This window comes from Pseudomonas sp. E45-MNA-CIBAN-0222 (genome assembly GCF_040310405.1).
GTDB classification, from domain to species: Bacteria; Pseudomonadota; Gammaproteobacteria; order Pseudomonadales; family Pseudomonadaceae; genus Stutzerimonas; species Stutzerimonas stutzeri_AC.
The window spans coordinates 30,264-57,135 of record NZ_JBEOPU010000001.1; the positions used below are offsets into that span (position 1 = coordinate 30,264).

General features: G+C 58.9%; 24 protein-coding genes. 15 read left to right on the plus strand and 9 right to left on the minus strand.

The features are described 5' to 3' along the window. Nucleotides 1-3 precede the first annotated feature (3 nt). The 4 genes from AAEZ08_RS00155 to coxB are packed head-to-tail and all read right to left on the minus strand — an operon-like array spanning nt 4 to nt 4,617. Nucleotides 4-852, minus strand: a complete 849-nt coding sequence (locus AAEZ08_RS00155; RefSeq protein WP_003285479.1) for a cytochrome c oxidase assembly protein — start codon at nt 850-852, stop codon at nt 4-6. Beyond that, complete coding sequence (locus AAEZ08_RS00160) at nt 843-1,202, minus strand: hypothetical protein (RefSeq protein WP_500123495.1); 360 nt, start codon at nt 1,200-1,202, stop codon at nt 843-845. Before AAEZ08_RS00160 ends, AAEZ08_RS00155 begins: the two co-directional genes overlap by 10 nt. Continuing rightward, the gene (gene ctaD, locus AAEZ08_RS00165; protein ID WP_500123496.1) at nt 1,202-3,730 is read right to left on the minus strand and encodes a cytochrome c oxidase subunit I; all 2,529 of its coding nucleotides are present in this window, start codon (nt 3,728-3,730) and stop codon (nt 1,202-1,204) included. The genes AAEZ08_RS00160 and ctaD overlap by 1 nt, the downstream gene beginning before the upstream one ends. Beyond that, the gene (gene coxB / locus AAEZ08_RS00170) at nt 3,727-4,617 is read right to left on the minus strand and encodes a cytochrome c oxidase subunit II (protein WP_058065944.1); all 891 of its coding nucleotides are present in this window, start codon (nt 4,615-4,617) and stop codon (nt 3,727-3,729) included. The genes ctaD and coxB overlap by 4 nt, the downstream gene beginning before the upstream one ends. Before the next feature lie 138 nt (nt 4,618-4,755). Here coxB and AAEZ08_RS00175 point away from each other — a divergent pair, with 138 nt between their 5' ends. Continuing rightward, a complete protein-coding gene (locus AAEZ08_RS00175; protein ID WP_058065945.1) occupies nt 4,756-5,232 on the plus strand; it encodes a DUF2231 domain-containing protein in 477 nt (158 codons plus the stop codon). Nucleotides 5,233-5,352: 120 nt separating this feature from the next. Here the strand turns inward: AAEZ08_RS00175 and AAEZ08_RS00180 are convergent, their stop codons facing one another. Beyond that, nucleotides 5,353-5,766, minus strand: coding sequence for a CopD family protein (locus AAEZ08_RS00180; protein ID WP_102819778.1), 414 nt, complete (start codon nt 5,764-5,766; stop codon nt 5,353-5,355). Between the two features lie 160 nt (nt 5,767-5,926). After that, nucleotides 5,927-6,769, minus strand: coding sequence for an ion transporter (locus AAEZ08_RS00185; RefSeq protein ID WP_427701812.1), 843 nt, complete (start codon nt 6,767-6,769; stop codon nt 5,927-5,929). A gap of 180 nt (nt 6,770-6,949) precedes the next feature. On the opposite strand from AAEZ08_RS00185, the gene moaA reads away from it, so the two are divergent. The 9 genes from moaA (at nt 6,950) to AAEZ08_RS00230 (ending at nt 19,964) form a co-directional block, all read left to right on the plus strand. After that, nucleotides 6,950-7,945 carry a GTP 3',8-cyclase MoaA gene (moaA, locus tag AAEZ08_RS00190; protein ID WP_003285471.1) on the plus strand — a complete coding sequence of 332 codons (996 nt, stop codon included), beginning with the start codon at nt 6,950-6,952 and terminating at the stop codon, nt 7,943-7,945. A gap of 227 nt (nt 7,946-8,172) precedes the next feature. Continuing rightward, on the plus strand, nt 8,173-11,661 hold the full coding sequence (gene smc / locus AAEZ08_RS00195; protein ID WP_500123497.1) for a chromosome segregation protein SMC: 3,489 nt from the start codon (nt 8,173-8,175) through the stop codon (nt 11,659-11,661). A 182-nt stretch (nt 11,662-11,843) separates the two neighbouring features. Next, nucleotides 11,844-12,665 carry a cell division protein ZipA gene (gene zipA / locus AAEZ08_RS00200; RefSeq protein WP_003285469.1) on the plus strand — a complete coding sequence of 274 codons (822 nt, stop codon included), beginning with the start codon at nt 11,844-11,846 and terminating at the stop codon, nt 12,663-12,665. Between the two features lie 518 nt (nt 12,666-13,183). Beyond that, the gene (gene ligA, locus AAEZ08_RS00205) at nt 13,184-15,550 is read left to right on the plus strand and encodes an NAD-dependent DNA ligase LigA (RefSeq protein ID WP_500123498.1); all 2,367 of its coding nucleotides are present in this window, start codon (nt 13,184-13,186) and stop codon (nt 15,548-15,550) included. A gap of 523 nt (nt 15,551-16,073) precedes the next feature. After that, the gene (locus AAEZ08_RS00210; protein ID WP_500123499.1) at nt 16,074-16,907 is read left to right on the plus strand and encodes a flagellin domain-containing protein; all 834 of its coding nucleotides are present in this window, start codon (nt 16,074-16,076) and stop codon (nt 16,905-16,907) included. Between the two features lie 69 nt (nt 16,908-16,976). After that, a complete protein-coding gene (locus AAEZ08_RS00215) occupies nt 16,977-17,336 on the plus strand; it encodes a flagellar protein FlaG (protein ID WP_500123500.1) in 360 nt (119 codons plus the stop codon). 57 nt (nt 17,337-17,393) lie between these two features. Beyond that, nucleotides 17,394-18,815 (plus strand): flagellar filament capping protein FliD, encoded by a 1,422-nt coding sequence (fliD, locus tag AAEZ08_RS00220; protein WP_500123501.1) that lies wholly within the window; start codon nt 17,394-17,396, stop codon nt 18,813-18,815. A 400-nt stretch (nt 18,816-19,215) separates the two neighbouring features. Continuing rightward, complete coding sequence (gene fliS, locus AAEZ08_RS00225) at nt 19,216-19,602, plus strand: flagellar export chaperone FliS (RefSeq protein ID WP_222908378.1); 387 nt, start codon at nt 19,216-19,218, stop codon at nt 19,600-19,602. Between the two features lie 68 nt (nt 19,603-19,670). After that, nucleotides 19,671-19,964, plus strand: a complete 294-nt coding sequence (locus AAEZ08_RS00230; RefSeq protein WP_500123502.1) for a flagellar protein FliT — start codon at nt 19,671-19,673, stop codon at nt 19,962-19,964. Nucleotides 19,965-20,172: 208 nt separating this feature from the next. Here the strand turns inward: AAEZ08_RS00230 and ppnP are convergent, their stop codons facing one another. After that, nucleotides 20,173-20,454, minus strand: coding sequence for a pyrimidine/purine nucleoside phosphorylase (gene ppnP, locus AAEZ08_RS00235; protein WP_090519737.1), 282 nt, complete (start codon nt 20,452-20,454; stop codon nt 20,173-20,175). A 118-nt stretch (nt 20,455-20,572) separates the two neighbouring features. After that, entirely contained in the window at nt 20,573-20,914 is a 342-nt protein-coding gene (locus AAEZ08_RS00240; protein ID WP_090519739.1) for a DMT family protein, read from the minus strand. A gap of 144 nt (nt 20,915-21,058) precedes the next feature. On the opposite strand from AAEZ08_RS00240, the gene AAEZ08_RS00245 reads away from it, so the two are divergent. Continuing rightward, complete coding sequence (locus AAEZ08_RS00245) at nt 21,059-21,310, plus strand: YkgJ family cysteine cluster protein (protein ID WP_500123503.1); 252 nt, start codon at nt 21,059-21,061, stop codon at nt 21,308-21,310. 460 nt (nt 21,311-21,770) lie between these two features. Here AAEZ08_RS00245 and gltA read toward each other — a convergent pair whose 3' ends face one another. Continuing rightward, nucleotides 21,771-23,042, minus strand: a complete 1,272-nt coding sequence (gene gltA / locus AAEZ08_RS00250) for a citrate synthase (RefSeq protein WP_090519742.1) — start codon at nt 23,040-23,042, stop codon at nt 21,771-21,773. Nucleotides 23,043-23,403: 361 nt separating this feature from the next. Here gltA and sdhC point away from each other — a divergent pair, with 361 nt between their 5' ends. From sdhC to AAEZ08_RS00270, 4 genes are read left to right on the plus strand one after another with little or no spacing between them, the layout of a single operon-like run. After that, the gene (gene sdhC, locus AAEZ08_RS00255; RefSeq protein ID WP_058065956.1) at nt 23,404-23,778 is read left to right on the plus strand and encodes a succinate dehydrogenase, cytochrome b556 subunit; all 375 of its coding nucleotides are present in this window, start codon (nt 23,404-23,406) and stop codon (nt 23,776-23,778) included. Next, entirely contained in the window at nt 23,772-24,140 is a 369-nt protein-coding gene (sdhD, locus tag AAEZ08_RS00260; protein ID WP_003285444.1) for a succinate dehydrogenase, hydrophobic membrane anchor protein, read from the plus strand. The genes sdhC and sdhD overlap by 7 nt, the downstream gene beginning before the upstream one ends. A gap of 3 nt (nt 24,141-24,143) precedes the next feature. Then, on the plus strand, nt 24,144-25,916 hold the full coding sequence (gene sdhA / locus AAEZ08_RS00265; RefSeq protein ID WP_058065957.1) for a succinate dehydrogenase flavoprotein subunit: 1,773 nt from the start codon (nt 24,144-24,146) through the stop codon (nt 25,914-25,916). Between the two features lie 10 nt (nt 25,917-25,926). Then, nucleotides 25,927-26,631 (plus strand): succinate dehydrogenase iron-sulfur subunit, encoded by a 705-nt coding sequence (locus tag AAEZ08_RS00270; RefSeq protein ID WP_003285442.1) that lies wholly within the window; start codon nt 25,927-25,929, stop codon nt 26,629-26,631. Nucleotides 26,632-26,872: the final 241 nt, after the last annotated feature.

Below are 26,872 nucleotides of genomic sequence, written 5' to 3' on the forward strand. Positions count from 1 at the left end.
GCCTTAGCTCAACTCCTTTCGCACGTCGCCCGTTTGCTGGCGCCGCCACATGCGGGTCAGCCAGCGCCAGGCGATCCAGCCGCCGCCAATCAGGTAGATCAGCCCGCCCGGCACCCACATTATCAGCCCGGCCAGTTGCTGGTCCTCCACCGAGCGACCTTCGCCGTAGAACGAGACGGTGCCGAAGGTGAGCAGGGCGCCCAGCAGACCGGTGTGCATCAGCGTCAGCAATACGGCCATCAGCGCCTGCGGTACCTGCTTTGGATTGGCGCGTAGTGCCGACCACCAGAACAGCCAACCGGTGAACAGGAAACAGGCGTGCTCGAAGGCATGCCACCAGAGGTTGTCCAGCGCCAGCACGTAGAGTTTCGGTGTGTGCCAGATCCAGATGATCGCTCCGTGCAGCAATGCCAGCAGGGTCGGATAGCGTCCTGCACGCAGGATGCCGGTCCACACCGGTTGGGCGAAACGCCCGGTGATCCCACGCCATTGCGGCAGCGGGCGAGCCAGCGCCCATAACGGAGCGATCACAATGATGAACAGCATGTGCTGGGTCATGTGCCAGCTGGTGCTGTTTTCCGCCCAGTCGTCGATGGGGCCGAAGACGGCTAGCACGACCAACAGCATGGCACTGTGAAAGCAGAGGGCTTCGCTGCGCCGTGGCGGTACCTTGCGGGCGCCTAGTACATACAGCAGCCAGGCAGCTGCGACCAGAATCGCAGTGAGCAGCAAAGGCGCGCGCTCGAGAATGTGGGCGTCGAACAAACCATGGGCATGAGCCGGTGCGGGAGTGAGAATTGCCGCCAGCGCCAAGGTCGGTGAGAAGCGGATCTGCAGCGGGCTTACAGGCATGGCGGAATCTGCAATAGCGGGATACCAACAAACAGCGTCGCCAGCGCCGCGATGAAGTGAATGCCCGCAGTGAGCTTGGTGACGAACAACTGTCGTTCGTTCAACTCATGCGGCGGTCGCGACAGGCGCCAGAAGTAACGCGCCAGCCAGAACAAAAGTGCCAGCGTCAGCAGCGTGAGCACGCCTAGGCTGCCGTTCAGCCAGTTCCACACGCCTTGAGCAGGATCCGGCGCGCTGTGCTTGCAGATCACCGCCTGGCCACCATACATCGCCACGAACCACAGGCTCCAGATGATCAGCCCGATCGGGATCTGTACCGGGTGGAAGGGTGAAGTGCGAGCGTATGCCATCAGGCGCCTCCCCAAGTTGCTGGAAACAGCACAATCGCCGCATAGCTGATCCAGAGCACCCCAAGGTTGTAGTACCAGAGTTGCTCCACCACGACGGGCTCGTATGGTGCTTTGTCACCCACGTAACCAAGGCTCACCCGCCATGCCTGCAGGCCGGTGAGCACTGCTGCCAGCGTGCAGTGGATCAGGTTGTACGCCAGCATCACGAAGATCACCGCATCGTGGGCCGTTTCGGTCGGGGCCAGCCCTGCCGTCAACATCAGCCAAAGCAACATGGCCGACTGCGTCAGCGCGATGCACCCCAACAGCGCGAGCTGCTGCATCAGCCCACTGTGCGTGCCTGCCCGCAGGTGTTTGATCAAACGGTGCAGCCAGAGCGTGCCGGCACTGAGCAGCAGCGCGCTGGCCAGCATCAGCCAACCGTTCAGGCCGCTGTCCGGCACTTTCCATTGCGGCGAAACGGTCCACAGATAGAACCAGCCGAATAGCAGCGACAGATACAGCGCACCGTTGGCCAGCAGTGTTACGCCCATACCCCACAGGCCCGGGCCGTCAAAGGTACGTGAGTGCAGCGGTGGCTCTCCAGGCTGTGTATGAGCGTCCGGTGCGGCGGCCGGATGAGCGCCGTTTTCCCAGGACCAGCGCAGCAGCACGATCAATGTGGCGACGGTCGCGATGATCGCGATGATATAGGCCTTGTTCAGCAGGCTCAGGCAAAGCGCAGCGAGGAACACCGAGGCGATGAACGGCAGCCAGCTATTGCCTGGGAGGTGGATGATCTCGCGCACCTTGCCTGTCAGCGGATCACTGCCCCAGGTCTCCCGTCGGCCATGGTCGATTACCGTCAACGCATGTTCGCCGCGGGCGATGCTGTCGGGCAGGTCCGGGTCTTTCCACAGCGGATGACGGTCCGTCACATCAGGCAGGCTGACGAAGTTGTAGGCGCTGGGCGGCAGACTGGTGGCCCACTCGAGTGTATCGGCGTTCCAGGGATTTTTCGGTGCGCGGACGCCGAAGCGGAAGTGCAGGATGATGTCCAGCAGAATGGTGGCGACACCCACCGCCATGATGAAGCTGCCGATGGAGGAAACCAGGTTGGGCATGTCCCAGCCCAGGCCCGTGTCATAGGTGTAGACCCTGCGCGGCATGCCGATCAGGCCGGTCCAGTGCATGATCAGGAAGGTCACGTTGAACCCGATGAAGAACAGCCAGAAGCCCCAGCGCCCGAGCTTTTCCGATGGCATGCGTCCTGAGAAGTGCGGCAACCAGTAATACAAGCCGGCCATCAGTGGAAAGACCATGCCGCCCACCAGCACGTAGTGCATGTGTGCGACCACGAAGTGGGTGTCGTGTACCTGCCAATCGAACGGCACGAGTGCCAGCATCACACCGGTCAGGCCGCCGGCGACGAAGACGATGAGAAAGCCCACCAGCCAGAGCATCGGCACCTTGTACACCGGCTTGCCCAGCCAAAGCGTCGCCAGCCAGGCGAAGATCTGCACCCCGGTGGGAATTGCAACCAACATGCTGGCCGCCGAGAAGAACGCCGTGGCTAGCTGTGGTATGCCGACCGTGAACATGTGGTGTACCCACAGCCCGAAACTGATGAAGCCTGTGGTCAGTACGCCGAGCACGACCCAGCGGTAGCCCACCAGCGGACGCTGGCAGAACACCGGGATCAGCGTCGAGACGATTCCCGCGCCCGGCAGGAAGATGATGTACACCTCGGGGTGGCCGAACAGCCAGAACAGGTGCTGCCAGAGCACCGGGTCGCCGCCCCGGGCGACATCGAAGAATGGCATGCCGGCCGCGCGCTCCAGCTCCAGCAGAATGGAGCCGAGAATCAATGGCGGGAAGCCGACCACGATCATCATGGCCATCACCAGGATGTACCAGGCGTACAGCGGCATCTTGTGCAGCGCCATGCCGTTGGTACGGGTGCGCAGGATCGACACCACCAGCTCGACCCCCGCCGACACCGCGGAAATCTCCACGAAGGTGATGCCGAGCAGCCAGAAATCCGAGTTCATCCCCGGCGTATGCGCTGAACTGGACAGCGGCGTGTACATGAACCAGCCGGCCTTCGGCGCGATGTCGAGGAAGATGCTCGACAGCAGGATCAGCCCGCCGAACAGGTAGCAGTAATAGCCCAGCGCGGACAGTCGCGGGAATACCAGGTCGCGGGCGCCGATCATCTTCGGGATCAGGTAGACCGCCAGCCCTTCCATCATCGGCACGGCGAAGAGGAACATCATCACCGTGCCATGCATGGTGAAGACCTGGTTGTAGACGTCCGGCTCCATCAGCTCGTAGCCGGGCAGGGCGAGCTGCGTGCGGATCAGCATCGCCAGCAGACCGCCGACGAGGAAGAAGAAGGCGCCGGTCACCAGGAATCGAAGGCCGATGCTGGTGTGGTTGACGATGGTCAGCGCGCGCCAGCCGCGCGGGTTGCCCCACACCTCGTTGAACTGGTCGTGCAGCTGGTCAGGGTCGGTGGCGGGGGCGCCAGTGTTATGAGTCGGGGTCATGGAGCGAGCGTCTCCAGCCAGTCGGCAAGCTGGCCGAGGGTTTCTTCGGGAATGTCGTCGTGGCGGGGCATCGCGTTGCCGTGTTTGAGGCTCTGGTGATCGCTCAGCCAGCGCCGCAGGCCTTCACTGTCGTTGGCGATCACACCTGCACCCAATGTGGGGCGGGTCGCGAGATCGCTCAGGTCTGGGGCGCGGTTGCCCTCACTGACGCCACTCACGCGGTGGCATTGGCTGCAGCGCTCATTGAAAATCTGGCCTGCGGGGCCTGTCGGTGGTTGGTGTTGGAGGTCTGTACGGCTTTCGATCCAGCCCGCAAACGCCTCGGATTCCAAAGCCTCCACGTGCAGAATCATATGGGCGTGCTGGCTGCCGCAGAATTCCGAGCACTGCCCGCGGAACACGCCGGTCTGCGATGCCTGTAGGCGCAGGGTGTTCGTCCGGCCGGGAACCATGTCCAGCTTGCCGCCCAGACGCGGCACCCAGAACGAGTGAATCACGTCGGCGCTGGTGACTTCGACGTCTACCGGTCGGTCGACCGGCAGAATGAACTGGTTGGCCGTTACCACGCCGCTTTCCGGGTAGCGCACCTCCCACCACCATTGATGGCCGATGACCTGGATGCGCAATGGTTGCTCGCCTTCGACCGGTAACGGCAGCATGCCGCGTCCGGTAGGAATGCCGAACGCCAGCAGCGCGATGATGCTAACGGTGGGCAGGATGATGCCGCCGCCGATAATCCAGCGCCGGTTGATGCGTTTGGCTTCTTCTGCTGTGTGGGTCTGCGGGCGTCGCAGCATGGCGTAGATCCACAGCGCGCTCACTACCACCAGCACCAGTACGGAAAAGCCGAACATCGCCCACCAGACGTTCGCTACATCTCGCGCCATCGGCCCAGCCGGCGAAAGTGCCGACTGCGGGCCATCGCAGCCAACGAGTAAAGGAACTGCCAGCGCCAGTGTGGTCCATTTGAAAGGGTTGCCGCCTCGTTGGGCGGCCGGTTTCAATTCAGTGCCTGGGAGGGCCGGATGGCCACAGAACGCGAGTCCATTAGTAGTAACGCCGCGATTGCCGGCCATCCGCTGCATCCGATGATGATCCATTTTCCGGTCGCCGCGCTGATAGCCCTGGTGCCGGCGGACCTTGCCTATTTGTGGACGCTGGACGAATTCTGGTGGCGCGCCGGCCTCTGGCTCTCTGGCGTAGGCGCGATCGGCGGCTGGATAGCCAGTATCGCCGGCGTGATCGACCTGGTCTCGGTGCAACAGATTCGCCGAAAAATCACTGCCTGGTGCCACGCGATCCTTGCAGTGATGATGCTCTCGCTGGCTTCGCTGAACTGGCTGTTGCGCTACCAGGGCATGGATCGTGGAGACGGCGATGTCATGTGGGGGCTGTATCTTTCGCTGCTGACTGCCGTGTTGATCTCGCTCGCAGCCTTCCTCGGCGGACGGCTGGTCTACGAGCATGCTGTTGGTGTGGATATCGAGGGTGACGGTCCGTGACTGAGCGCTGAGCCGATTGGAAGAGGCGGTGATCCATGCTCGCCCGTGGGCCGGGCGAGGACGGGAAAAATAGTCGAATCGAGCCGTACGGTCAGTCATGCGGGGCGGTCGTTCCTTGATTCAGAAGGGCTTGGCGAGCACCAGCCAGAGGGTCAGGGCGATCAGAACGGGGACCAGCACACCCAGCCCCATGCACTGGTATGTGACGCCTCGGTCCGGCTCACGTTCGATGCGCAACACCAGAACGCCACACAGTGCATGGCAAAGCGCCATGGCCGTTACCACCGTCAGCTTCACGATCAGCCAGCCGGCCAGCGTGCCGTCGCGCAGGAAAAGCGCCGTTCCGGAGCCGATTGCGATGAGCGCCGCAGGGGTGCTGATGAGGGTGAAAACCATGCGGGTAAGGTGGGCATGGTCTCGGTAGAACAGCTGATCGCTACGCTTGGTGCCAGCCGCGATCATTGCCGGCAGATAGAGCAGCGAGCCGCACCAGCAGAGTAGGGCGGCAAAGTGCAGCAGTTTGAGCAAAGGCATGCCGGTCTCCATCCTGCCTGATGCGAATCTGAGGATGTGACAGTCCTGCTCCCGGGCAGTTCGTCATAGCGCGGACGAAGCGCCGAGGGCGACGGAGGTGCCGAGGGCGACGGAGGTGCCGAGGCCGGCGAGTATCTGGCGTCGGCGCATGAGGAGGGTGCTAGCTTTGCTCTCGACGCTCGAACAATTGACTGCCGCAGCGGCTGCAGAAGGCCGCATTGGGTTCGTGGGTAAGCTTGTCGCAGGTCGGACAGCTGTGCCGCAAACTGTCCTGGCGCATGGCGTTAGCCAATTCCGCGGTGAAGATGCCGGTCGGCACCGCGATGATCGAGTAACCGGTGATCATCACCACCGTCGCCAATGCTTTGCCTAGAGGCGTATGCGGGACCATGTCGCCGAACCCGACGGTGGTCAGGGTGACCACCGCCCAGTAGATGCTCATTGGAATGCTGGTAAAGCCGTTGCTAGGCCCTTCGATTACGTACATCAGCGTGCCGTAGACGATGATCAGTGTGGTAACGCTAAGCAAGAAAACGATGATTTTCTGCCGACTGCCCTGCAGTGCTACTAGCAGGAAGTTGGCTTGGCTCAGGTACGGAGTGAGCTTGAGTACGCGAAATATTCGCAGCATGCGGACGATGCGCACCACCAGCAAGTACTGCGCGTCAGGCAGCATCAGGGCAATGAAAGCGGGCAGCACCGACAGTAAATCGATGGCACCGTAAAAGCTGAAAATGTACTTGCGTGGTTCGGGGTGCGTGTAAATCCGCACTACGTATTCCAGGGCAAATATTGCCGTGAAGGCCCACTCTAGATTGGTCAGCAACTGGCCATGCCGCTCATTGAACGAGGCGATGCTGTCGAGCATCACCACCACCAGGCTGGTCATGATGATCACCAAAAGCCAGGTGTCGAAGCGCTTGCCGGCCGGTGTATTGGTGAAAAAAATGATGACGTATAGCCGCTCTCGCCAGTCCATCGCTTTCAAGGAGTCGTTATCCATTCGCCGTGGTCTCTCACATGAGTGGCAGATCGCTGTTGAAGCGGCCCATTAAAACACTGCGATCGCCTCGCTGCATGTCGCGCTATGGTGCCGGCTGCTCACCGTTGGTAACGTCGCTTTGCCTGATTGGCGCTTAGCGCATAGTCTGAATACAGGCGCAGCCAGCAGTTGGAGAGTGCAATGCCCGATTCCCAGTTGGTCGACCCGTTCGGCCGGCGCATCACCTACCTGAGGTTGTCGGTAACCGATCGCTGTGATTTCCGCTGCACTTATTGCATGAGCGAAGACATGGTCTTCGCTCCCCGCGCGCAGATCCTTACCCTCGAAGAGCTTTATGCGGTAGCCGATGCCTTCATCAGTCTCGGCGTTAAACGTATCCGCGTAACCGGCGGCGAGCCGCTGGTGCGCAAGGGCCTCACCGGGCTGTTGGCGCGATTAGGCGCACGTAGCGAACTGGAAGACCTGGCCATTACCACCAACGGCTCACAGCTGCCGGTACTGGCAGCTGCTTTGCATGATGCTGGCGTGAATCGGCTGAACATCAGCCTGGATTCACTCAAGCGTGAACGGTTCGCCGAACTGACGCGCCGCGACATGCTCCATCAGGTCGTCCAAGGCATCGATGCGGCAATCGATGCCGGTTTCAGTCGGATCAAGCTAAACAGCGTGATCCAGAAAGGCCGGAATGATGACGAGGTGCTGGATTTGGTGAATTTCGCCGTCGAGCGAGGGCTGGACATCAGCTTCATCGAAGAAATGCCGCTGGGCAACGTTTCCAGTCACGAGCGTGAAATTACCTTTTGCTCCAGCGAAGAGGTGCGCGAGCGTATAGAAGCAGGCCATCAGCTGGTGCGCAGCAGCCACACCACCGGCGGACCTTCACGCTATTGGCAGGTCGCGGGAACCGACACCCAGGTCGGCTTCATTTCGCCGCACAGCAATAACTTCTGTGGCAGCTGCAACCGCGTACGTGTGACCGCGGAGGGCAAGCTGGTGCTCTGCCTGGGGCATGAGGGTGCGCTTGACCTTAAAAGCCTGATGCGCCGTTATCCCGGTGACAGCGAGAGGCTGCGCAATGCTCTGGTGAACGCGTTGCAGCTCAAGCCGGAGAAGCACCACTTCCGCACCGATGAGCAGGTTCAGGTGGTGCGTTTCATGAGCATGACGGGCGGTTAGTGTTCCGAGGGAGTTGCCCGTCAATCAAAAACCTCTTTAATTCCTCCGGCATCCTGCCGCTTTTGGCTGCTGCGTTCGCGGTTCTGTGCGCCGCCACGCTGCGAGCAGAGCTAGGCTGCGTGATAAACTCCCTGGCTTCTTGCCAGTACCCATTCGATGCCAGGATTTCCGATGTTCACGGCGACTACGCTTATTCGTTTCCACGCTGACTGCCACGGATAGGCTGCATGCGACTGAAAAGCATCAAACTTGCCGGCTTCAAATCTTTCGTCGATCCCACCACGGTCAGCTTTCCAAGCAACATGGCAGCCGTAGTCGGGCCCAATGGCTGCGGCAAATCCAACATCATCGATGCCGTGCGCTGGGTTATGGGCGAAAGCTCAGCTAAGAACCTGCGCGGCGAGTCGATGACGGACGTCATCTTCAATGGCTCCAACACGCGCAAGCCGGTCACCCAGGCAAGCATCGAGCTGATCTTCGACAACTCCGACGGTACGCTGACTGGCGAGTACGCGGCCTTTGCCGAAATTTCCATCCGCCGCCGCGTCACCCGCGACTCGCAGAACACCTACTTTCTCAACGGCGTGAAATGCCGTCGACGCGACATCACCGATATCTTCCTTGGTACCGGCCTCGGGCCACGCAGCTATTCGATCATCGAGCAGGGGATGATCTCCAAGCTGATTGAGGCCAAGCCCGAAGACCTGCGCAACTTCATCGAGGAAGCCGCCGGCATCTCCAAGTACAAGGAGCGCCGGCGCGAAACCGAGAATCGTATTCGTCGAACCCATGAGAATCTCGCGCGACTGACAGATCTGCGCGAAGAGCTGGAGCGACAGCTCGAACGTTTGCACCGTCAGGCGCAATCGGCAGAGAAGTATCAGGAATACAAGGCCGAGGAGCGGCAGCTCAAGGCGCAGCTGTCGGCCCTCCGTTGGCAGGCTTTGAATGACCAGGTGGGCCAGCGCGAGCAGGTGATCGGCGATCAGGAAGTGGCCTTCGAGGCACTGGTCGCCGAGCAGCGCAACGCCGATGCAAGCATCGAGCGCCTGCGTGACGGTCATCATGAGCTGTCCGAGCGTTTCAATCAGGTGCAGGGGCGGCTCTATTCTGTCGGCGGCGATATCGCCCGCGTCGAGCAGAGTATCCAGCATGGCCAGCAGCGCCTACGCCAGTTGCAGGTCGATCTGCGCGAGGCTGAGCAGGCGCGCCTCGAAACCGAATCGCACCTCGGCCACGATCGCACCCTGCTCGCTACGCTGGGCGAGGAGCTGGCCATGCTCGAGCCGGAACAGGAGCTATCCAGCGCCGCCGCCGAGGAATCGTCCGCCCAGCTGGAAGAGGCCGAAGCGGCCATGCAGGTCTGGCAGGAACAGTGGGAGCGCTTCAATCAGCACAGCGCCGAGCCGCGCCGTGCTGCCGAAGTTCAGCAATCGCGCATTCAGCAGCTGGAGCAGAGTCTGGAGCGGCTGGCCGAACGTCAGCGACGGCTGGATGACGAGCGTGCGCTGCTGGCTACGGATCCTGAGGATGTTGCGATCCTCGAGCTCGGTGAGCAGCTTGCAGCCAGTGAGGTGAACCTTGAGACGCTTGCGGCAGATGGCGAAACCCTCAATGAACGCCTGGAGCAACTGCGTGAGACGCTGCAGCAGGCGACTCAAACGCAACAGCAGCTGCAGGGCGATCTGCAGCGTCTGAACGGCCGCATCGCCTCGTTGGAGGCGTTGCAGCAAGCGGCTATGGACCCGGGCAAGGGTGTTGGCGAATGGCTGCAGGAGCAAGGGTTGGAGCAAAGCCCGCGTCTCGCCGAGGGGCTGCGCGTCGAGCCCGGCTGGGAGCTGGCAGTTGAAACTGTGCTCGGTGCCGATCTGCACGCCGTGCTGCTGGACGATTTTGCGGCGATTGCGCTCGAGGACTTCGAGCAGGGCGACCTGCGGCTGGTCATCCCGGCGAATAGCGGTGCGCGCCGCCCTGGTAGCTTGCTCGATCTGGTCGAGTCTGCAGTGGACCTGTCGCACTGGCTGGGCAACGTGCGGCCGGTCGACTCGCTGGAGCAGGCGCTGGCCGCACGCTCTGGGCTGCATGAAGGTGAAAGCCTGGTAAGTCGCGACGGCTATTGGGTTGGCCGGCATTTTCTGCGGGTGCGACGCGCCAGCGAGGCCGAGTCCGGTGTGCTCGCACGGGGCCAGGAGCTGGAGCGCCTGAACGCAGAACGCGATGAGCGTGAAGCCAGCGTGGCGTCAGTCGAAGAGCGCATCGCCCAATTGCGCGGCGATCAATCCCGCCTCGAAGAGGAGCGCGAGCAACAGCGCCGGCGGCAACAAGAGGAAGCGCGCTCTCACAGTGATCTCAAGGCGCAATTGTCCGCTGGGCAGGTTCGACTGGAGCAACTGGCGCTGCGCCGCCGGCGGCTGGATGAAGAGCTGATTGAACAACATGAACAGCGCGAGATCGAGACCGAGCAACTCGGCGAAGCGCGCCTGCAGCTGCAGGACGCGTTAGATGCTATGGCCCAGGACACCGAGCAGCGTGAAACTCTGCTGGCTGACAGGGACGGAATTCGCGAACAGCTCGATCGTATTCGCCAGGAGGCGCGCCAGCAAAAGGATCACGCGCACCAGTTGGCGCTGCGGGTTGGCTCGCTCAAGGCGCAGCATGAGTCAACCCGACAGGCGCTGGATCGTTTGGAGCAACAGTTCGAGCGAGCTATCGAACGCCGTGAGCAGCTCACGCTCAACCTGGAAGAAGGCGAGGCTCCGCTGGAAGAGCTGCGTATGAAGCTTGAGGAGCTCTTGGAGCGGCGCATGGGCGTCGAAGAAGAGCTCAAACACGCGCGGCTTGCACTGGAAGATGCTGATCGAGAGCTGCGCGACGCGGAGAAACGGCGTACCCAGGCCGAACAGCAGGCGCAGTTGCTGCGCGGCCAGTTGGAGCAGCAGCGGCTGGACTGGCAGGGGCTGAGCGTCAGGCGCAAGGCGCTGCAGGATCAGCTGCACGAGGACGGATATGACCTGCACGGGGTGCTCGCCACCTTGCCAGCCGAGGCGACCGAGGCTGGCTGGGAAGCGGAGCTGGAGCGCCTTGCCCAACGCATTCAGCGCCTGGGGCCGATCAACCTGGCGGCGATCGATGAATACCAACAGCAATCGGAACGCAAACGTTACCTCGATGCGCAGAACGACGACCTCGTCGAGGCGCTGGATACGCTGGAAAATGTCATCCGCAAGATCGACCGGGAAACCCGTAACCGCTTCAAGGAGACCTTCGATCAGATCAACAGCGGTCTGCAGGCGCTTTTCCCAAAAGTGTTTGGCGGCGGCAACGCTTATCTGGAACTTACCGGAGAAGATTTACTCGATACCGGGGTGGCGATCATGGCGCGCCCGCCTGGAAAGAAGAACAGCACCATTCACCTGCTTTCCGGTGGCGAAAAGGCATTGACGGCATTGGCGCTGGTATTTGCCATCTTCCAGCTCAATCCCGCGCCATTCTGCATGCTCGATGAAGTTGATGCGCCACTGGATGATGCGAACGTCGGCCGTTACGCGCGCTTGGTGAAGGAGATGTCGGAGAAAGTGCAGTTCATCTACATCACTCACAACAAGATCGCCATGGAAATGGCCGATCAGCTGATGGGTGTGACCATGCATGAGCCGGGCTGTTCGCGGCTGGTGACGGTCGACGTAGAACAGGCCGTCGCATTGGTCGAATCCTGAGGATTAAGCCGCGTGTTTGAGCGTTTTTGATACACGGAAGGCAATAAAAAGAGAACTACCGCACGGTGCAAAGTTACCGTTCGTCGTGCTAGCTTAGAGCACAATTTTTACGATGCGCTTGAAGTGGTCAGAAGCGGCCACTTGTTGCGTCTTTATCATCGAAGTCAGAGGTTAATGCATTAATGGATATCGGTCTGCGCGAATGGCTGATCGTCATCGGCATCATTGTTATCGGCGGCATCCTGTTTGACGGTTGGCGTCGTATGCGCGGTGGCAAGGGCAAGCTGAAATTCAAGCTGGACCGTAGCCTCTCCAACCTTCCTGGTGCTGAAGATTCTGCCGAGGTTCTCGGCCCGGCTCGTGTAGTGAATCGTGACCACGAGCCCTCTCTGGACGAAGGCGATATGCCGCCTATGAGCGCCCGTGAGTCCGGTAAGAAGCGTCGGCAGGACGAACCTTTTCAAGGTGATCTCCAGCTCAATAGTGACGAGCCAGTACCGACATTGCTTGACCCGGTAGTCGGTGACGACGAAGACGAAAATGACCAGCCACAGAAGGAGCTCGCGCCGGTCGAGGAAGTACTGGTCATCAACGTTATTTGCCGGGATCCCCACGGGTTCCGTGGCCCAGCGCTGCTGCAGAACATTCTCGAGAGCGGTCTGCGTTTCGGCGAAATGGACATCTTCCATCGTCATGAAAGCATGGCCGGCAATGGCGAGGTCCTGTTCTCCATGGCCAATGCGGTCAAACCCGGTACATTCGACCTTGACGATATCGACCACTTCACCACGCCGGCCGTGAGCTTCTTCCTCGGCCTGCCGGGTCCGCGCCATCCAAAGCAGGCATTCGATGTCATGGTCGCCGCTGCTCGTAAGTTGTCCCAAGAGCTCAACGGCGAGCTGAAAGACGACCAGCGCAGCGTACTGACCGCGCAGACCATCGAGCACTACCGTCAGCGCATCGTCGAATTCGAGCGCCGTCAGATGACTGTCAAACAGCGCTGAGTCACGAACTCACCGCCTCGCCTCAACACTGTAGGGTGGGCTTTAGCCCACCAATGCTTCCCCGGTAAGTTCGCAAGCTAGGCTGAAGCCCACCCTGCAATCGTCTTGCCCCTGAGCCCTTCGGCTATGAAAGCCCCAATTTACCGTCGGATTATTAACCGACTTAGATTCCACGCATTCATATCCCCAAGCGCTCTGCGCGAGCCTGAATCGGCATACCCGAGCCACAGCGCACTCCTCCAGCCCAGCCCCAGCGAGTTACCAAACTGTGCCGCGACGCCCTACGGTGGGCTTTAGCCCAGCGATGCCTTCGGAAAAATGCCGCGAAGCCGATGCTTTTTCGAATGCATCACAAGGCGGGCTGAAGCCACCATACAGTGGCATCCAGGGTTCTCCGGCTACCTCAATCCGCAAACCTTCCGTCACGTTCCTAATCGGCTAAAATCCGACGCTTTCATATCAACCAAGGCGTGTTGAAGCGGTCTGAGTCAGCACAGCCCCAGCAATGGCTCCATCCTATGCCTTCCGCCCAAAACGCTGCCGAGCGCATCGCCGAACTGCGCAGCGAAATCGACGCCCACAACTACCGTTACTACGTGCTCGATGAGCCGAGTGTCCCCGACGCCGAGTACGATCGCCTTTTCAATGAGCTGAAGGCGCTGGAGGCTGAGCACCCTGAACTCGTGACTCCTGAGTCGCCAACTCAGCGCGTCGGCGGTGCAGCGCTTGCGGCGTTTGGCCAGGTGCGTCATGAAGTGCCAATGCTGAGCCTGGGCAACGCATTCGAAGAACAGGATCTGCTGGACTTTGATCGCCGCGTGCGCGTGGGGTTGGACCTGCCCGTCGGGGATCTATTTGGTCAGGGCGCGATGATCGAGTACAGCTGCGAGCCCAAGCTCGACGGATTGGCGGTCAGTCTGCTTTATGAGAACGGTCATCTGGTGCGCGGCGCCACTCGGGGCGATGGCAGCACAGGCGAGGACATCAGCGCCAACGTGCGCACCGTACGCAACATTCCATTGAAGCTGCATGGCAGTGGCTGGCCTGCGGTACTCGAGGTGCGCGGCGAGATCTACATGCCGAAGGCCGGCTTCGAAGCGCTCAACGCGCGACAGCTGGAAAGCGGCGGCAAGCCCTTCGCCAATCCGCGCAACGCCGCTGCCGGCAGCCTGCGCCAGCTGGATTCGAAGATAACCGCCAGCCGACCGCTGGAGCTCTGTGCCTACGGCGTTGGCCGCAGTGACGGTGATCTACCGGGCACTCACATCGGCATCCTCGAAGCGCTTAAAACGTGGGGCCTGCCTATCAGTCGCGAGCTCAAGCTGGCGAAGGGCGTGCAGGAGTGCCGCGACTACTATCACGCGATTGGCGAAAAGCGCGACGCGCTGCCTTACGAAATCGACGGCGTCGTGTTCAAAGTCAACTCCACCGCGCAGCAGCGGGAGCTTGGCTTCCGCGCCCGTGAGCCGCGCTGGGCCATCGCCCATAAATTTCCGGCCCGCGAAGAAGTGACCGAGCTGCTGGACGTGGAGTTTCAGGTGGGGCGCACTGGCGCTATTACGCCGGTCGCACGGCTGAAACCCGTTCAGGTCGCCGGCGTGACGGTTTCGAACGCCACGCTGCATAACATGGATGAGGTCGCGCGCCTAGGCGTGATGATCGGCGATACGGTTATTGTTCGCCGCGCCGGCGACGTTATTCCGCAGATTCTTGGCGTCATCCCTGAGCGCCGCCCCGAGAACGTACGGAACGTCCAAGTGCCTGAGCATTGCCCGGTCTGTGGCTCGGACGTTGAACGCACCCAATTGATCAAGCGCAGCAAGGGGCGGGAGTCGATCAGCGAAGGCTCCATCTACCGTTGTGTCGGCCGTCTGGCCTGCCAGGCTCAGCTCAAACAGGCGATCATCCATTTCGTCTCGCGCCGGGCTATGGATATTGACGGCCTGGGCGACAAGATCGTCGAGCAGTTGGTGGATACCGGATTGGTCGGTTCGCCGGCCGATCTGTATAGCCTGACGTTCGAGCAGGTACTGGCGCTCGAAGGCTTCGCCGAAGTGTCCAGTCGCAACCTCCTGAAATCCATCGACGCTAGCCGCACACCGTCCTTGGCGCGCTTCATTTATGCGCTGGGCATTCCGGACGTCGGGGAGGGCACTGCGAAGCTGCTCGCGCGTGCGTTGGGTTCGCTCGATCATATTAGCCGGGCTTTGCCAGATGTGCTGGTTTACCTGCCTGATATCGGATTGGAGGTCGCTTACGAAATCCATAGCTTCTTCGAAGATGACCATAACCAACTCGTCATCCAGCAGCTGCGCGAGCGTGGCGTGCAGCTGCAAGAGGAGGGTGACGTTCATCCTGAGTTCGCCGCCTGCGCAACATTGGCTGAGCTGCTCGACAAGCTGAACATTCCCTTCATCGCCACCACCGGTGCCCAACGCCTCGCCGACCGTTTCGGCAGTCTTGAAGGCATCATCGAAGCTGACTGGCTGGATCTGCGTCAGGTCGAGCGCCTCAACGAAAAGGCCGCTCGGGCATTGCGCGACTATTTCGACGAGCCGGCGAATGCTGAACGCGCCCGCGCCATCGAGGCCCAGCTGCGCGAGTTCGGCATGCATTGGCAAAGCGAGCGAAAGGCGGCGGAAGGGCTTCCCTTGGCGGGCCAGACCTGGGTACTCACTGGCACGCTGGAAAGCATGAGCCGCGATGAGGCGAAGGCAAGGTTGGAGGCGTTAGGGGCAAAGGTTTCGGGTTCCGTTTCAGCCAAGACCAGCGTAGTGGTAGCTGGACCAGGAGCTGGATCGAAGCTGGCAAAGGCTAATGAGCTGGGCTTGGCGGTCAATGACGAGGATGCCTTCCTGGAACGGCTCGCTGAACTTGAGCATTAACTCAAACATCAGCTAGTCGGCTTCGTGCCGAAGGCAATTCACTCATTCCAGAGCAAAGCCGGCTACGACCCGCTTTTGTGGGAGGCGCGTCCCGCGGCGAAGGATTCATCCTGCCAGCGCAAAGCAAAGCTTCGCGCCGAGGGTAGCCCTCCTATCAATAGTAGCGGCGTGACTCCAGTCCTGTGGGAGGCGCGCCCTCGCGGCGAAAAGGCCTACCAGGCCCCTCCAAAAACCAAACTCGCCCGCACGGGCCTGCCTCCACCTCGCGGCATTCTGTTCATACATTAAAGATTTCCACCCAACGTCCGAAAACCTTGCAGGCGGGCTCGCTTGTTTGCGGGTTCGCCGGTGTCGTACAGGTTGTTCTCGGGGCTTGCAAAATTATTTTCAACCGCCTCCTAAAGCTCACCGAAACGACGCCGATAAGCTAATCGAATGCGAACTCAATGGGTGCCTGGGCAAAAGCCGGCCCGGAGTCGCAAGCTCAGGCAACCAAAGTAACTAGCGCCCTTGGAGGCACATCATGGCTCTTACAGTCAACACCAACATTGCGTCGCTCAATACACAGCGCAACCTCAACAACTCTTCCAATGCTCTGCAGACTTCCATGCAGCGTCTCTCCACCGGTAGCCGCATCAATAGTGCTAAAGACGATGCTGCTGGTCTGCAAATTTCAAACCGACTCACTAGTCAGGTAAATGGTTTGAATGTTGCTGCTCGCAACGCGAACGATGGGATATCCATGGCGCAAACAGCGGAAGGGGCTTTGCAAGAAACTACAAATCTCCTCCAACGTATGCGAGATTTGGCTCTTCAATCTTCAAACGGCAGTAACAGTGTGAAGGATCAGGCTTCGCTCGATCTGGAATATCAGACGCTAGTAGAGGAAATAGACCGGATTTCCGCGAAGACTACCTTTGGTAACGGCCTGAAATTGCTAGACGGAACCGCAGGAACTACTGGTACGGTCACTTTCCAGATTGGCGCTCAAGCCGCAGAAACGATAGCTGTAACTTTTAGTAAGATGGACAGCGCAACCATAATGGGTGGTGCAGCAGCAGATATTAAAACTTTTGGTACTGCGCAAGCTGAAATTGCAAAGATTGATTTGGCATTGGAGGCTGTAGATACGCAGCGAGCTACTCTTGGTGCGTTCCAGAATCGTATGGGTAGTACGATTGCTAACTTGGGGAGTATTGCCGAAAACGCTAGCGCTGCTCGAGGCCGTATCCAGGACACTGACTTCGCAGCCGAGACCGCGAATCTGAGCAAGAACCAAATCCTGCAACAGGCAGGTACCGCGATCCTGGCCCAGGCCAAGCAGCTGCCGCAGGCTGTTCTGAGTCTGCTGCAGTAATAAGCAGAAGGCGTTAATGATGAGGGTAGGGCTGTGCTCTACCCTCATTGATTCATGAGAGGTGAATCAATGGACGTCGGGAAATTATCTGGCGGAGCCGCAGCGCAGCAGATGACAGCTGGATCGCCACCCAGTCTCCTGAAAGAGGCTGGGTTTTCTGCGTCCGATAAAATTCACCCCGCGACATCTCCAGCGGAAGCGAAAGACCAGGAAAACACCGCTGACCTTGTCGAAAAGTTTCGGTCGCAGATGCAGCACATCCAGCGGGATCTGAGCTTCAGCGTCGATGATTCCACCGGCGACGTGGTGGTTCGTGTGATTGATGGCGAGTCAGGCAAGATCGTCCGGCAGATACCGTCGGAGGAGATTCTTCGTTTAACCGAGCGGCTGGATGAAATGCGTAGTTTGTTATTTAAAGCCAAAGCGTGACGGTACGCTTTTTGTATCGTGCTTTCCGGCTAACAATTTCTTGACGAGGTAAAGGCTATGGCTGGCTTAACAGGTATTGGTTCAGGCATCGACATCGACAGCATCGTAAAGAGCATGGTCGCTGCCGAGCGCGCACCAAAGGAGTCGCAGCTCGCCAACCTCGAAAAGAAGACCACCACCCAAATTACAGCTGTTGGCGCATTAAAAAGCGCCATTAGCGATTTCCAAACGGCGCTCGGCGGGTTGAACAAGCCGGAGCTGTTCCAGGCTCGCGCAGCTACTTCCTCTAATGCTGATCTACTCTCAGTAACTGCTGGCGTGACTGCTGGCGCCGGCAGCTATAAAGTCGATGTTACTCAGCTTGCCGCTGGTAGCAAGGTGGCGCTTCAAGCAATCAAGGATAATTCCACAGCTCCTGTAACGCTCGGTAGTGGAACGTTGACGGTCAGTGTGGGCGATGAGTCGTTGCCGGCGATCACTGTGGATGAAAGCAATAACACGCTGGCTGGTATCCGCGATGCGATCAACAAGGCGGGCGCTGAAAAGGGGTTGAGTGCAACCATCGTCACCGATACGTCGGGCTCGCGGTTAGTGCTCAGCAGTTCGAAAACCGGTGATGGTAACGATATTACCGTTGCGGTAGGCAGCGGTTCGACGGGCGATTTGTCCAAGCTTGCGTTCACGGGCGGGACGGCTATTCCAGGCACTGATGGTTCGGCGGGGGTCGTTTCCAAAGCCGCCAATGCCAAACTGACCATCGATGGCCTGAGCATCAGCAGCGCTACCAACAAGATCGATACCGCCATTGAGGGTGTCACGCTCGACCTCAAAGGCCTGACGGAAACAGGTAAGCCGATTACGGTAGGCGTCACGCTGGATGAAGCAGGGGTCAAAAAACAGGTTCAATCATTCGTCGACGCTTATAACAAGCTCATTGGCGTCATCAATGCGCAGACCAAAGTGACGTCTGCGGGCGATGGCAATGTGCCTGTGACAGGTGCCTTGGTCGGGGACGCAACCGCACGCACTTTGCTCGGTACCATCCGAAACGAGCTGGTTAATGTTCAGGGCTCAGGTGCTATCCGGGCGCTAACTGATATAGGGGTCACCACGCAGAAAGACGGCACCCTGAAAGTCGACACCGATAAGCTCGACACCGCTATGGAAAGCGGATTTGAGGAGTTGGCTGCGTTATTTGCGGGCGAAACAGGCCTTGCGACCCGTCTGGATGCGAAGCTAAAGCCCTATACCGAAACCGGGGGCATTCTCGAGCAACGCAATAAACAGATGGCGGAGACTATTTCCGGTATCGACAAGCAGAAAGAAGATCTCACCCGGCGCATCACCTCTCTGCAGGACCGGCTCTACAAGCAGTTCAACGCAATGGATCTGCTGGTTGGGCAGCTGGCCAACACGTCAAGCAGCCTGATTGCTTCGCTGGAAAACCTACCGTGGGCGGCGGGTAACTCCAAAAGATAAGTTGCGTTGGTCGGAATTGGTGGGCTGAAGCCCACCCTACGTTTGATGACACCCCGCCTGTAGGGTGGGCTTCAGCCCACCAGCGGAGCGCCACATTACCCGGCTCAAACGGCTAGCGCTGGTCTCCGATAACGAACTCTTGAAGCGTGACGCTTACCGTTCTGGTCTCGGTGCGCATACCTCGGAAACGCAGCCAGCGGCGCACGGAATTGCCAATCCTTGCTCCGATGATCAGCGAAGAATGGTCCGGTCCGCCGAGCTGGTAAAACTCTCCATTAATTTCAATCCGCCGCCGAGGCGGTTTTTTTATTACTGTGATTTATCCAACTGCTATCAAGCTTGAGCGAACTCGACCGATAAGCTGTACATGCAAACTTGATGTGGCAAGGGGCTTATCCAAATGAATGCAATGACAGCAATGAAGCAGTATCAGCAGGTTGGCGTTAAGGTTCAGGTCAACGAAGCTGATCCGCACCGCTTGATCCAGATGCTGATGCAGGGTGGCCTGGATCGCATCGCGCAGGCTAAAGGCGCCATGGAGCGTGAAGCCTTCGCCGAAAAGGGCGTGCTTGTTGGCAAGGCCATTAATATCATAGGTGGCTTGCGCGACGGGCTCGACAAGAGTGTCGGCGGTGAGTTGGCAGAGAACCTCGACCGACTCTACGAATACATGACGATGCGCCTGTTCGAGGCGAGCCGGCACAACGATATCGACAAGCTGAACGAAGTTGGCAAACTGCTGGGCGAGATCAAGCTGGCCTGGGATCAGATCGCGCCGAAGGTATAAATCTTTGAAGCGACGGGTACAGTGAGTTCGTTGTTTTTTGCACGATTTGAATAGTTTTGAGGGTACTCATGCAGTCACGCAAACAGGCGTTCGCTACGCTGGCTGGCAAGCTGCGCGATGCACTGGCGGCAGGTGACTGGGAAACCATTGCGGTGCTGGATGAAGAGTGCCGCACCCTCGTAGCCACCTTGCGCGATGAAGATGCGTTTGATGCTGGCTTACGCGAGCAACTCGCGAAGCTGTCGCTTTTGTACGACGACCTTCAGCAAGTCGGCCGCGCGGAACGAGAGCGCTTGGCGGGTGAACTGACTCGGTTGAATCAGTCGAAGCAGGTTAGCCAAGCCTATAAACCGTTAGGGTGAGGTGGGGTTACAGCGACGTCCTCGGTTGGACGTTTAAGCACGCCTCGGTCGGAAGCGCTTTTGGGCTCGGGCGCCGGAGCATGGCTGAACAGGTTGCTGGTGAGTTGGTGGGCTGAAGCCCACCCTACGGGTGTCGTCGATACGTAGGGTGGATGACGCTTTATCCATCCACCATGACAACGGTTCTGATTGCCTGGTACCAAACCGCTTATCGATACTCGCACAGGTAGGCAGTCGCCTCCGCCACTTTCAGCTGAAACTTGCTATTCGCCGGCACGGTGAACTGGGTGCCAGCGCCGAACGTTTCGTAACTTTCGTTTCCGGGCAATTTCACGTCCAGGCTACCGGCGACCACGTGCATGACTTCCAACTGGTTGGTGCCGAACTCATAGTCGCCTGGCGCCATGACGCCGATCGTCGCCGGTCCGGCGGCCATGTCGAATGCGATGGATTTGACGGTGCCGTCGAAGTACTCGTTGACCTTGAACATTCGAAACCTCTAAGGGTACGGAAAAGGGCGGCCAGTATGCCGAAGCGGCTCAGTGGCGTCATCAGGTCGCTGGCGTATCGAGTGAGGCTGCTAGCTCCGAGTGCTGAAGCGGCCACGCTCATGAGCGGAAGATGAAATACACCGCACCCAGCAGGCACAGCCCGGCCCACAGGTAGTCGAGTTTTAGCGGCTGCTGCATGTACAGCACGCTAAACGGCACGAAGATCATCAGAGTAATCACCTCCTGCATGATCTTCAGCTGACCGATCGATAGCTCGGTGTAGCCGATGCGGTTGGCAGGCACCATGATCAGGTACTCGAAAAGCGCGATGCCCCAGCTGATTAGTGCCGCTATTACCCAAGGCTTGCCATTAAGCGTTTTGAGATGGCCGTACCAGGCGAAGGTCATGAACAGGTTCGAAAAGCAGAGCAGGGCAGCGGTCTGTAGCCAGATGGGCATGGGGCGATACTCCGGGGCGATGGCGGATCCTATTGATTCGTCGCCTGCCTCGCAAGTGCCCGAAAGGCGCCCGTTGGCGCTAGTGCCTTTTGCGCGAACACTCATTATTATCGCCGCCCCGTTTTTCATTTCGGACGATTGGAAATGAGTTGCCGTCCCGGTTGCGGTGCCTGTTGTATTGCCCCTTCGATCAGCTCGCCGATTCCAGGCATGCCTTATGGCAAGCCGGCGGGTGAGCGTTGCTTGCATCTTTCGGAACGCAATCTATGCGGATTGTTTGGCCAACCCTCGCGGCCCGCTGTCTGTACCGCGTTCGAGGCGGATCACTTGGTCTGTGGTGATAGCCGGCAGGATGCGATTCGATTGCTCGGGTGGTTGGAGCAAGCGACCGCGTGATGTCGGGATTGGCGTGTAGGCACGGCCGGACGGCGGTAGCAGTCATAGATGCACATGGTTTTTTTTGGCGGCAAACCTGAGTCGATGCGATGCAGCCTGATGGCGCTCTCTGGGTCGTGGCGTGGCGTATTGGACGGTAGGTAGTTCCGCTGCGCTGTACCGACCGCATTTTCGACAACTTTCACCCACTCAGTAATCGTTGTTGGGTTTGGCTGATCTTACGCAAACTGTGGTTGGCGAATGGAATGTTGTTCACCTGGGACAAGCTTCGTCCCGAGGTCGGCCAGCAACATGGAGCCGGTAGCGCAGCAAAACGGTTTATTGCCAAGTGGCGGTCTTGGACGCTCGACGCTGCCACGGCGCTATCCTGGTCGAGGTTTCGGAGGGTTTATTCAGGTCGTGGCGTTAGACATAAAAAAAAGGCTGCCTCTTGGGCAGCCTTCTTCGTTTCAGCTAAAGCTCAGCGTGGCAGGTCGCGCTGCGGATGGCCGGTGTACAGCTGACGCGGACGGCCAATTTTCTGGCCTGAGGCTATCATTTCCTTCCAGTGCGAAATCCAGCCAACCGTCCGCGCCAGGGCGAAGATCACGGTGAACATGCTGGTCGGAATACCGATCGCCTTGAGGATGATGCCGGAGTAGAAGTCGACGTTCGGGTACAGGTTGCGCTCAGCGAAGTAGGGATCATTCAGTGCGATCTCTTCCAGCTTCATTGCCAGCTCCAGCTGTGGGTCATTGATACCCAGCTCGCCGAGCACTTCGTCGCAAGTCTGCTTCATCACCTTGGCGCGCGGATCGAAGTTTTTGTAGACGCGGTGACCGAAGCCCATGAGCTTGAACGGATCGTTCTTGTCCTTGGCCTTGGCCAGGAATTTCTCGACATTCGAGACGTCGCCGATCTCGTCCAGCATGGTCAGCACGGCTTCGTTCGCGCCGCCGTGTGCCGGCCCCCACAGTGCAGCGATGCCGGCTGCGATACAAGCGAACGGGTTGGCGCCGGTGGAGCCTGCCAGGCGGACGGTAGAGGTGGAGGCGTTCTGCTCATGGTCGGCGTGCAGGATGAAGATGCGATCCATTGCCTTGGCCAGCACCGGGCTGATCGGTTTGATCTCGGCCGGTGTGTTGAACATCATGTGCAGGAAGTTTTCCGAGTAGTTCAGGTCGTTGCGCGGATACATCAACGGCTGGCCCATCGAATACTTGTAGACCATGGCCGCGATGGTCGGCATCTTCGCGACCAGGCGGTGTGCGGAAATTTCACGATGCTGGGGGTTATTGATGTCCAGCGAGTCATGGTAGAAGGCGGACAGGGCGCCGACGATGCCGCACATCACAGCCATCGGGTGAGCGTCGCGACGGAAACCGTGAAGGAACGACTTCAGCTGCTCGTGAACGATGGTGTGGTTCTTGATGGTGTCGACGAACTTGGCTTTCTGCTCGGTGGTCGGCAATTCGCCGTTCAGCAGCAGGTAGCAGGTTTCGAGGTAGTCGGATTTTTCCGCCAGTTGCTCGATTGGGTAGCCACGATGCAGCAGGATGCCCTTGTCGCCATCGATGTAGGTGATCTTGGACTCGCAAGAGGCGGTCGACATGAAGCCGGGATCGAAGGTGAAGTGACCCGTGGAGGTCAGGCTTCGTACGTCTATTACATCAGGCCCTACGGTACCGGTTAAAACGGGCAGTTCGACGGGGGCAGCGCCCTCGATGATCAACTGCGCTTTCTTGTCAGCCATGTATGGCCTCCTGTTTTGTGCTTGGAATCATCATGGCCCCCCACGCAGGGCCCGCATCACTATAGTGTGATAAATCGCAAAGTCAATTTGCGCGAACCCATGCCGTAGAGGGCTCTGCAGGGGGGATGCGTACAGCTTGGGTGCACTGTTTACGGCATTTATATAGGGGCTGCTATCAGCCTTTAGTGGCACTTCACCACATTGTCATTAGTAACCTAACTGTTTATACTCGGAAACCGACCGGCAGGGGCCTTGCAGGCAGTATTCTGTAGGTTGTCACTCGTGGGTAGCGGGTACTGCTGAGTGCTCTTCCCAACAACTTTGCCCTGTGTTTTGGGGCTCTCAAGTGTGAAAAAAAGCCGTGAAAAGCCAACGACCTGTAAACCTAGATCTTAGGACAATAAAACTTCCCATCACCGCTTACACGTCGATTCTCCACCGTGTATCCGGTGTCATCCTGTTCGTCGGTATCGCCTTGTTGCTGCTCGCGCTCGATACCTCGCTGTCTTCGCCAGAAGGTTTCGAGGATGTTCGTGCTTATTTGAGCAGTCCCCTGGCTAAGCTGGTGAGCTGGGCGTTGCTGTCCGCACTGCTGTATCACCTGGTGGCGGGCGCTCGTCACCTGATCATGGACACTGGCCATGGCGAGACGCTGGAAGGCGGCAAGCTGGGCGCGAAAATCGTAATCGCCGTTTCGGTGGTGCTGATCGTTCTGGCGGGGGTGTGGATATGGTAACTAATGTCACCAACTTTTCGCGCTCGGGTCTGTATGACTGGATGGCGCAGCGCGTTTCTGCGGTAGTTCTTGCGGCTTATTTTCTGTTCCTGCTTGGGTACCTGATTGCGAACCCGGGTCTGGAGTACGCCCAGTGGCACGAGCTGTTCTCGGCTAACTGGATGCGTATCTTCAGCCTGTTGGCTCTGGTCGCCTTGAGTGTGCACGCGTGGGTAGGCATGTGGACGATTTCCACCGACTACCTGACCAACATGGCGATCGGTAAGTGGGCTACCGGCGTTCGTTTTCTGTTCCAGACGGTGTGTGGCATTGCCATGTTCATCTTCTTCGTCTGGGGCGTGCAGATTCTTTGGGGTATCTGATTCATGGCTAATATTCGTACGCTTTCCTTCGATGCCATCATTGTTGGTGGCGGTGGTGCCGGCATGCGTGCTGCGCTGCAGCTGGCTCAGGGTGGCCACAAGACCGCAGTAGTCACCAAGGTCTTCCCGACTCGTTCGCATACCGTTTCCGCTCAGGGTGGCATCACTTGCGCAATCGCTTCGGCTGACCCGAACGATGATTGGCGCTGGCATATGTACGATACCGTCAAGGGCTCCGATTACATCGGTGACCAAGATGCTATCGAGTACATGTGTTCCGTAGGTCCGGAAGCGGTGTTCGAGCTTGAGCACATGGGCTTGCCGTTCTCCCGTACTGAGCAGGGTCGCATCTATCAGCGTCCGTTCGGCGGCCAGTCCAAGGACTTTGGCAAGGGTGGTCAGGCAGCTCGTACCTGTGCCGCGGCAGACCGCACCGGTCATGCTCTGCTGCATACCCTTTATCAAGGCAACCTGAAGAACAACACCGTATTCCTCAACGAGTGGTACGCGGTTGATCTGGTGAAGAATCAGGATGGTGCAGTTGTTGGCGTAATTGCCATTTGCATCGAAACCGGTGAAACCGTCTACATCCGCTCCAAGGCTACCGTTCTCGCTACTGGCGGTGCCGGTCGCATCTATGCGTCCACTACTAACGCGCTGATCAACACCGGCGATGGTGTTGGCATGGCGTTGCGTGCTGGTGTGCCGGTCCAAGATATCGAAATGTGGCAGTTCCACCCGACTGGTATTGCCGGCGCTGGCGTTCTGGTAACCGAAGGTTGCCGTGGTGAAGGTGGTTACCTGATCAACAAGCACGGCGAGCGTTTCATGGAGCGTTATGCTCCTAATGCGAAGGATCTGGCGGGTCGTGACGTCGTTGCACGTTCGATGGTCAAAGAGATCCTGGCCGGTAACGGTTGTGGTCCGGATGGCGATCACGTGATGCTGAAGCTGGATCACCTTGGTGAGGAAGTGCTGCACAGCCGCCTGCCGGGTATCTGTGAGCTGTCGAAGACTTTTGCGCACGTCGACCCGGTCGTCGCACCGGTCCCTGTAGTGCCGACCTGCCATTACATGATGGGCGGCATTGCCACCAACATCCATGGTCAGGCCATCACTCAGGATGCCAACGGCAACGACACAATCATCGACGGTCTGTTCGCCGTAGGCGAGGTGGCTTGCGTATCCGTGCATGGTGCCAACCGCCTGGGCGGTAATTCGTTGCTCGACCTGGTCGTGTTCGGCCGTGCTGCCGGTCTGCACCTGGAGAAGGCGCTCAAAGAAGGTGTCGAGCATCGTGGCGCTAGCGAAACCGATCTGGATGTCGCCCTGAGCCGCCTTGCCGGTCTCAATGAGCGCACCACTGGTGAAGATGTTGCGCCGCTGCGCAAAGAACTGCAGAGCTGCATGCAAAACTACTTCGGTGTATTCCGTACTGGTGAATACATGCAGAAGGGCATCGCTCAGTTGCAGGATCTGCGTCAGCGCATCGCCAACGTCAAGATCTCGGACAAGAGCCAGGCGTTCAACACCGCGCGCATCGAAGCGCTCGAGCTGCAGAACCTGCTGGAAGTTGCCGAGGCCACAGCGATTGCTGCGGAAAACCGCAAGGAATCCCGTGGTGCGCATGCTCGCGAAGATTTCGAAGAGCGTGATGACGAAAATTGGTTGTGCCACACCCTGTACTTCCCGGGTGACAAGCGCGTTACCAAGCGTGCCGTGAACTTCGCTCCGAAGACCGTTCCGGCATTCGAGCCCAAGGTTCGGACTTATTGAGGTCGCCGATATGTTGCAAGTGAGTGTTTATCGCTACAACCCCGATCAGGACGAAAAGCCGTTCATGCAGGATTTTCAGGTCAATACCGATGGTAAAGACCTGATGGTTCTCGACGTCTTGGCTCTGATCAAGGAACAGGATCAGGGTTTCTCCTATCGTCGCTCCTGCCGTGAAGGCGTGTGTGGTTCCGATGGGATGAATATCAACGGCAAGAATGGTCTGGCTTGCATCACTCCGCTGTCCGCTGTGGTCAAGGGCAACAAGCTTGTCGTCCGTCCGTTGCCAGGTCTGCCGGTAATTCGTGACCTGGCGGTCGATATGAGCATCTTCTACAAGCAGTATGAGAAGGTGCGTCCGTATCTGATGAACGATACGCCTCCTCCGGCGATCGAACGTCTGCAGAGCCCGGAAGAGCGCGAGAAGCTGGACGGTCTGTATGAGTGCATTCTGTGTGCTTGCTGCTCGACCAGTTGCCCGTCCTTCTGGTGGAATCCGGACAAGTTCCTCGGTCCGGCTGCGTCGCTGCAGGCCTATCGCTTCCTGGCCGACAGCCGCGACACCGAAACCGAGAATCGTCTTGCCGGTTTGGACGATCCGTTCAGTGTGTTCCGCTGCCGCGGTATCATGAACTGCGTTGACGTTTGTCCGAAAGGGTTGAACCCGACCAAGGCAATTGGTCACATACGCAACATGCTGCTGCAGAGCGGTACTTGATGACACCCCGGTTGCGAAAGGTTATGCGCTAGCCTGGAACGGCCGGATCGCTTTACCCGTTACACCTACGGCGCCGAAGTTGAAGCTCGGCGCCGTAGTTTTAGTAGGAATCCAGCTCACAAAGCCGGGATTTCACTCTGAAAATTTGATGACCAGCAGGAGCATCCGGGTTGTGCCCGGAAACTATCTGCGCGGTCCGTAGTGGCTTTACCTGAGTCGCTGCTTCAGAACTTGGGAAGTC

What these genes read in the sequence shown, in the direction of transcription:
- ligA (WP_500123498.1), top strand. Translation starts at nt 13,184, where the DNA reads ATGCCTTCCGCCCAAAACGCTGCCGAGCGCATCGCCGAACTGCGCAGC.
- fliS (WP_222908378.1), top strand. Translation starts at nt 19,216, where the DNA reads ATGAATGCAATGACAGCAATGAAGCAGTATCAGCAGGTTGGCGTTAAG.
- AAEZ08_RS00185 (WP_427701812.1), bottom strand. Translation starts at nt 6,769, where the DNA reads ATGGATAACGACTCCTTGAAAGCGATGGACTGGCGAGAGCGGCTATAC.
- AAEZ08_RS00245 (WP_500123503.1), top strand. Translation starts at nt 21,059, where the DNA reads ATGAGTTGCCGTCCCGGTTGCGGTGCCTGTTGTATTGCCCCTTCGATC.
- AAEZ08_RS00240 (WP_090519739.1), bottom strand. Translation starts at nt 20,914, where the DNA reads ATGCCCATCTGGCTACAGACCGCTGCCCTGCTCTGCTTTTCGAACCTG.
- sdhD (WP_003285444.1), top strand. Translation starts at nt 23,772, where the DNA reads ATGGTAACTAATGTCACCAACTTTTCGCGCTCGGGTCTGTATGACTGG.
- coxB (WP_058065944.1), bottom strand. Translation starts at nt 4,617, where the DNA reads ATGGCGCGAGATGTAGCGAACGTCTGGTGGGCGATGTTCGGCTTTTCC.
- AAEZ08_RS00155 (WP_003285479.1), bottom strand. Translation starts at nt 852, where the DNA reads ATGCCTGTAAGCCCGCTGCAGATCCGCTTCTCACCGACCTTGGCGCTG.
- smc (WP_500123497.1), top strand. Translation starts at nt 8,173, where the DNA reads ATGCGACTGAAAAGCATCAAACTTGCCGGCTTCAAATCTTTCGTCGAT.
- AAEZ08_RS00175 (WP_058065945.1), top strand. Translation starts at nt 4,756, where the DNA reads ATGGCCACAGAACGCGAGTCCATTAGTAGTAACGCCGCGATTGCCGGC.
- AAEZ08_RS00215 (WP_500123500.1), top strand. Translation starts at nt 16,977, where the DNA reads ATGGACGTCGGGAAATTATCTGGCGGAGCCGCAGCGCAGCAGATGACA.
- fliD (WP_500123501.1), top strand. Translation starts at nt 17,394, where the DNA reads ATGGCTGGCTTAACAGGTATTGGTTCAGGCATCGACATCGACAGCATC.
- ctaD (WP_500123496.1), bottom strand. Translation starts at nt 3,730, where the DNA reads ATGACCCCGACTCATAACACTGGCGCCCCCGCCACCGACCCTGACCAG.
- AAEZ08_RS00210 (WP_500123499.1), top strand. Translation starts at nt 16,074, where the DNA reads ATGGCTCTTACAGTCAACACCAACATTGCGTCGCTCAATACACAGCGC.
- AAEZ08_RS00160 (WP_500123495.1), bottom strand. Translation starts at nt 1,202, where the DNA reads ATGGCATACGCTCGCACTTCACCCTTCCACCCGGTACAGATCCCGATC.
- AAEZ08_RS00180 (WP_102819778.1), bottom strand. Translation starts at nt 5,766, where the DNA reads ATGCCTTTGCTCAAACTGCTGCACTTTGCCGCCCTACTCTGCTGGTGC.
- sdhA (WP_058065957.1), top strand. Translation starts at nt 24,144, where the DNA reads ATGGCTAATATTCGTACGCTTTCCTTCGATGCCATCATTGTTGGTGGC.
- moaA (WP_003285471.1), top strand. Translation starts at nt 6,950, where the DNA reads ATGCCCGATTCCCAGTTGGTCGACCCGTTCGGCCGGCGCATCACCTAC.
- AAEZ08_RS00270 (WP_003285442.1), top strand. Translation starts at nt 25,927, where the DNA reads ATGTTGCAAGTGAGTGTTTATCGCTACAACCCCGATCAGGACGAAAAG.
- AAEZ08_RS00230 (WP_500123502.1), top strand. Translation starts at nt 19,671, where the DNA reads ATGCAGTCACGCAAACAGGCGTTCGCTACGCTGGCTGGCAAGCTGCGC.
- gltA (WP_090519742.1), bottom strand. Translation starts at nt 23,042, where the DNA reads ATGGCTGACAAGAAAGCGCAGTTGATCATCGAGGGCGCTGCCCCCGTC.
- zipA (WP_003285469.1), top strand. Translation starts at nt 11,844, where the DNA reads ATGGATATCGGTCTGCGCGAATGGCTGATCGTCATCGGCATCATTGTT.
- ppnP (WP_090519737.1), bottom strand. Translation starts at nt 20,454, where the DNA reads ATGTTCAAGGTCAACGAGTACTTCGACGGCACCGTCAAATCCATCGCA.